The sequence below is a fragment of the Okeania sp. genome, assembly GCF_983059655.1.
Map to the genome: position 1 here is coordinate 1 of NZ_CEZPJD010000516.1, position 5,709 is coordinate 5,709.

Annotated in this window: 4 protein-coding genes; 2 read left to right on the forward strand and 2 right to left on the reverse strand. The window is 37.9% G+C overall.

From position 1 onward, the window contains the following. Window positions 1-379: 379 nt before the first annotated feature. Window positions 380-1,456: a glycoside hydrolase family 24 protein gene (locus tag AC3DU7_RS23145; RefSeq protein ID WP_488041650.1), complete on the reverse strand. Its 1,077-nt coding sequence runs from the start codon at window positions 1,454-1,456 to the stop codon at window positions 380-382. Between the two features lie 403 nt (window positions 1,457-1,859). Continuing rightward, a complete protein-coding gene (locus AC3DU7_RS23150) occupies window positions 1,860-2,789 on the reverse strand; it encodes a cobalamin-binding protein (protein WP_488041651.1) in 930 nt (309 codons plus the stop codon). A 121-nt stretch (window positions 2,790-2,910) separates the two neighbouring features. Here AC3DU7_RS23150 and AC3DU7_RS23155 point away from each other — a divergent pair, with 121 nt between their 5' ends. After that, window positions 2,911-3,672 (forward strand): pentapeptide repeat-containing protein, encoded by a 762-nt coding sequence (locus AC3DU7_RS23155; RefSeq protein WP_488041652.1) that lies wholly within the window; start codon window positions 2,911-2,913, stop codon window positions 3,670-3,672. Between the two features lie 976 nt (window positions 3,673-4,648). Further along, window positions 4,649-5,497, forward strand: coding sequence for a DUF8189 domain-containing protein (locus AC3DU7_RS23160; protein ID WP_488041653.1), 849 nt, complete (start codon window positions 4,649-4,651; stop codon window positions 5,495-5,497). Window positions 5,498-5,709: the final 212 nt, after the last annotated feature.

A 5,709-nucleotide genomic window follows, 5' to 3' on the forward strand; every position in this document is an offset into this window, starting at 1 on the left:
AAAATTCTGGGGATGTGTCAATGTATTCTGTGCCACAGACAGGACATATTACCATAGTAAAGTCAAAAGTCAAAAGTTAGAAGTCAAAAGTTAGAAGTGATATTTTATATCAAATCCATCCCCATTCACTAAAGTCAAAAGTCAAAAGTTAGACAAAAGTTAGAATTGATAGTGATATTTTATATCAAATCCATCACCCCATCCCCCTATCCCCCCATCCCCCCATCACCCCAGGGCTAATTCTTTGTCGTAGCGAGAATATTTACAACCCTATATTTTTTTGAGTTCCTGTGCTTCCCCCTCTCCCCCCTCTCCCCCCTCCTCCTTTTTTCTCTGGTGACAATAAATAGACCCTGCCCATCACCCCATCTCCTTCAAACTACATTTGAGGCTTTTGTTCTGAAGATGTCTCAGGAGGTTGATATCTAGCCAAGTTATTGTTGTAAGTTCCTACAAGTTTAGGCATGAGTCGCTCAACTTCTGTAGGTGTTTCTCCAAATGAGGGCCAAACCATATATAACTTTCTAAAAGCTTCTTCAATTCTCCCTTGTTCAATATCTTCCAGAGCATCTTTTTCTCGTATCAACTCTATAGCTACACGGTCTTGGTAAGTGGGGCCAAAATGTTTAGCACCTACCATCGGAGCATAAAGGTCCCAAGATGTACTCAGAAACTGATATCTACCTGCTGCATCAGAACAAAGTTTTTCGTTATTCCGATCAATGCCACATTTCATCTCTCTAGGATGGTCTTCAAAGCTAGAGAAATGATCGTTTGTGTATTGGCGATAATAACCTTGAGGGCCTGTGGTACCTTCTGTTACAGCAATTGTATCCAGAAAAGCTCGTATTCTAGGTACATTGATTGGATAGGCCCAATTCTTAGTTGGCTCAATCTCGGGCATAATAGCTACTGTTTCTGGCCATTTTTCATCGGCAGCATTTGCGCCCCCACTCACTTCTCGAAATAGTTTTACAGTTGCCAGAAGTAACACAAAAATAATGAAGAAGGTAGAAGCTAGCTGGATTTTCAATAGTTTGCGCAATTTTAAGGTCTTTTCCTGCATTTTTAGATTAGTAGGACGATTTTCTGTTTTGTATGTAGAGGGAGCTGATTTATTGAAATTTTCAATATTAGGAGACAAGATCTTTTTTTGAGTATTAGGAAGTATGCCAGTTTGCCGACCAAATTTTAGCAGAGAATTAATAGTTTCTAATAGTTGATTTTGAGAATATTCTCGATTATTATAACGAATACCCTGGACATTTGCAAAGGCTAAAACATCTGCTTGAGTTACTTTTTTTAGAGGCTTCCTGACAAATTTCAGGAATATTTGAGCTATATATAAATGAGATGATTGATTTATAGGAGGAATTTGTTGTAACCAGAAATTGATTAATTGAATGTCTGAAATTGTTTGAGGTTGATTTATTTTTTGTACTTGTTTTTTGTACATGGCACACTATCTGATTTTTGTTATAATTAAGGCATCGAACTAATTAGGCTAAATACAGAAATACAGGGTTTCTCAAGAAGCATAAACTATAGTTGTATTTTTCCTCCTTATTGCTTGTTGAAAAATGTAATTTAGTAAATAATTAAGGTTTAAAGCTTCTCCTTGAAAAGAGAAAAAGCGGTCGTTTTGCTTCGCATAACTACGTTAACGGCTGTCGCCGACATGTTTGCGGAGCATTCCGTAGGAAAAAGCGCAGCTTCCCGAAGATTTAAATGGCCAGGAAACCTCGCCATATCCAATCGACCAAGAGAAGAAAAATTTGTCCTGTAAGTCAGTTCTCTTCTTGAAAAGAAGAGGTAATTATTAATTATTAATTGTTAATTATTAATTGTTTTTCTTCTGCTTAAGATAACTTCATCCAGCCTATTCCTTGATAACCAAAATCAAACAATTCAGGATGTAAAATTTCCGCTAAAATTTCTAAAGAATCGACTAATCTCGGCCCTGGACGATTAAAATAAGAATTACCGTCCGTAATGTAAACTTTGCCCGATTTAACTACAGGTAAATCTTGCCATTCTGGACGATTAATTAACTCCATAGTATCTTGGCGAGTACGTTCTAAATCAAAACCACAAGGCATAAAAATTATAATATCTGGATTAGCAATTAATAACTCTTCCCATTTTAACCATGGAGAATGTTTTCCCACTGCTCCAAATAATGAATTTCCCCCAGCAAATTGAACTAATTCTGGTATCCAATTTCCTGCTGCCATTAGCGGATCGCTCCACTCAATACAAGCTACTTTCGGAATATCCTTAACAGGTAAATTTTGAGTTTTTTCAGCACAATCTTTAACTCTATATTTTAACTGAGAAATTACTTCATTTCCATCTACTCCTAAACTCATTGCTACTTGTTCCATATCTACCCACACTTCTGCCAATAAATTAGGCTGTAATGAAATAATTTGAGGATGACTTTTAGTTAAACTTGCCACGGCAGCTTCTACTTCTGCTAGACTAGCTGCACAAACATCACATTGAGCTTGAGTAATAATATGAGTGGGTTTTAATTGTTCTAGAGTTTCTGTTTCTACACGGTAGACACTCAAAGCAGATTGTAATAATTCCGTAGCTCGATTATGAATTTCACGACTACTTCCATCAGGATTAAATTTAGGCTGAGTACAAACAGGCAAGTTTTTTACCTCTGAAGGATAGTCACATTCGTGACTTCTACCCACCATAGCATCCGTTAATCCCAATGTTGCAACAATTTCTGTGGCACTAGGAATTAGAGAAACTATTTTTAGTTGACTATCGATCATTTTTCCTCTTGAGTACATAGCGATCGCTTTTATTTACTTAATAAAAAATTAAGCTTCATTATAATTGATTAATATTTTGGAATAATAGTATTTAGAGCAAACCTAAACTATTTAGCTGTAGATGCCCATAAGAGATGCCAAGCAAATACTAGAAGATTATACTAAAGGTAATAGAAACTTTATTGCTATAGAGCTACCGGAAGTTGACCTTAGTGGTATTAATCTGAGTGGTGCTGATTTTAGTAATTCTGATTTTAGTGATGCGGACTTGACGAATACTAATCTCAGTGGAGTCAATCTTAGTCATGCTAATTTGAGTAGTACAAATTTAGTAGGAGCAAATTTAAGTGAAGCTAACTTAACAGGTGCTAAACTATGTGAAGCTAATATGAGTCACGCTAACCTAAGTTGTGCTAATCTCTCAAAAATTGATGCAAATCGTGCTTTTTTATTTTGCGCTAATCTTTCTCAAGCTAATCTAGATAATGCTTTTCTCTTTAATGCTAGTCTCAGTTATGCTTGTCTGATTCATGCAAATATAAAATATGTCAGTTTGATTGGTGCTAATTTAGTGGGTGCAGATTTGAGTAAAGCTGATTTAACTGGTTCATATTTAATTGTTGCAGACTTGAGTAGTGCTAATCTGACTAAGGCTAATTTCAGTAAAGTAGACCTCAACAGTTCTAATTTATCCGGTGCTAATTTGACTAAAGCTAATTTTAATAGTGCTGATTTAAGTTGGGTAAATTTACTGGAAACGAATTTGAGCCAGGTTAATTTTAGTCATGCTAAATTAGCTGATGCCATTTTACCTGATGGTTTCAATCTTCAAGACTCTGGATTGTTCAAAAATATTAAATTGAGTTTAGTTAGTAAAGCATAATTCCAGGTTTAAGGCCAATTTAAGACTAAACTAGGTAAATCTTCTCTTCTTTTATTTCAAAAGTTATGGTACATGAGTGCAGTTGTAGAAGATATTACCTAAGAATTTGATAGTTGAAAGCCATCAGGCTTCAGCATTGAAATACCCTGCCATTAAAATGAAAGTTATTTAACTTATAGCAGTTTTCATTAACATAGAATACAGAGATTTTGCCTTAAAGGCAGAAGCCAGAGGGCAGAAAGCAGAAGCAATGCAAGTCTACCTTTGTGAAAACCGCTATAAAAATAACTGAAGCTTTATTGGTATACAGTTAGGCGATCGCTGATGCAGAGCTTCCGCTAATGAATTAGATGACAGTGAAGATTACTAACTATTTGACATCTCCAGAAAAGAGGGAGTAGGGAGTAGGGAGTAGGGAGTAGGGGGAAATAATTGACAATTTATGTACCATAATTGATTTGATTTTTGGCATTGCATAATTGTGGGATGATTTTATAAGAGAGGATCGACTATCATCCCCGTGTCTCCGTGTCTCCGTGTCCCCGTGTCGGTCTCAATCATCCCAGTATTCAGCAACGCCTGATTTTTTATTCTTGGAGATGTCTATTTGACATCCTCTCCCGTTAAATCGAAAATTATAATGGGAGACCTCCAAACCTCACGATTTAGATTTACTACTTGAGTGGTGCTTATCTAGACTGTTGCCAGCCCCCGACAGTACGCCAACGAGCGTCAATTTGCTGAACCACGGTCTCAAAGGCAGCAGTGACACCTCGATGACAAATCACTTTTGCTGCTGCCACATCACATTTGATTTCGTAGTGACATTCAGAGCATTTATGAATACGTTCAGCAACAAAGCCATTAACAATTAAAAATTAATAACTAAAGCTAAGTTTCTTAACAATAAACTTTAAGTAGTTATGACTAGCTATGATAGTGTTTGGATAATTATTTAATTAGTGACAATAATCTCATGAGTAATATTTATGTGTTCCACGAAGGTAGAGGAGACAACGGGTGGCTTTGGTCTAACTCCTTTGATGGCTCTGAATGGGTTGGCGATCGAAAACTACCCAATACAGGAATTACTGCGGGTCCATCAGCAGTAGTATACAATGACCAAATTTATGTGTTCCACCAGGGCATGGAAGATAGTGGCTGGCTTTGGTACAACGTTTTTGATGGTTCTGAATGGGCAGGCGATCAAAAAGTACCCAATACAGGAATTAGTGAGGGTCCATCAGCAGTAGTATACAATGACCAAATCTATGTGTTTCATCAAGGTCGGGGAGATAGTGGGTGGCTTTGGTACAATGTTTTTGATGGCTCTGAATGGGCTGGTGATACTGAGGTCAAGAGAACAGGAATTACTGCCGATCCATCAGCAGTAGTATACAATGACCAAATCTATGTGTTTCATCAAGGTCGGGGAGATAGTGGGTGGCTTTGGTACAATGTTTTTGATGGCTCTGAATGGGCTGGTGACACCGAGGTCAAGAGAACAGGAATGACCGCAGGTCCATCAGCGGTAGTATATAATGACCAAATCTATGTGTTTCACCAAGGCAGGGGAGATAGTGGTTGGCTTTGGTACAATGTTTTTGATGGCTCTGAATGGGCTGGTGACACCGAGGTCAAGAGAACAGGAATGACCGCAGGTCCATCAGCGGTAGTATATAATGACCAAATCTATGTGTTTCACCAAGGCAGGGGAGATAGTGGGTGGCTTTGGTACAATGTTTTTGATGGTTCTGAATGGGCTGGTGACACCGAGGTACGAGGAACAGGTCTCACTGACGATCCAGATGCAGTTGTAATGTAGGTAAATAATGGATAATGGATAATTGATAATTGATAATTAGGATTTGCTGAAAAAGTCTGATGGTGATGATAGGCAACAGGGAACAGGCAACAGCGGTGCAACCCCGTGGCGACGTTTTGCTAGCGCAAACTGTTGAGAAGGAATTATTTACGGCTTGCTGTTTGCGTAGCATCCTGTAGGGAAGTGCTGACTGCTGAGAGCTGTTTGCGCAG

Excerpts from the sequence above, each read along its gene's own strand:
- AC3DU7_RS23150 (WP_488041651.1), bottom strand. The coding sequence starts at position 2,789 with ATGATCGATAGTCAACTAAAAATAGTTTCTCTAATTCCTAGTGCCACA.
- AC3DU7_RS23160 (WP_488041653.1), top strand. The coding sequence starts at position 4,649 with ATGAGTAATATTTATGTGTTCCACGAAGGTAGAGGAGACAACGGGTGG.
- AC3DU7_RS23155 (WP_488041652.1), top strand. The coding sequence starts at position 2,911 with ATGCCCATAAGAGATGCCAAGCAAATACTAGAAGATTATACTAAAGGT.
- AC3DU7_RS23145 (WP_488041650.1), bottom strand. The coding sequence starts at position 1,456 with ATGTACAAAAAACAAGTACAAAAAATAAATCAACCTCAAACAATTTCA.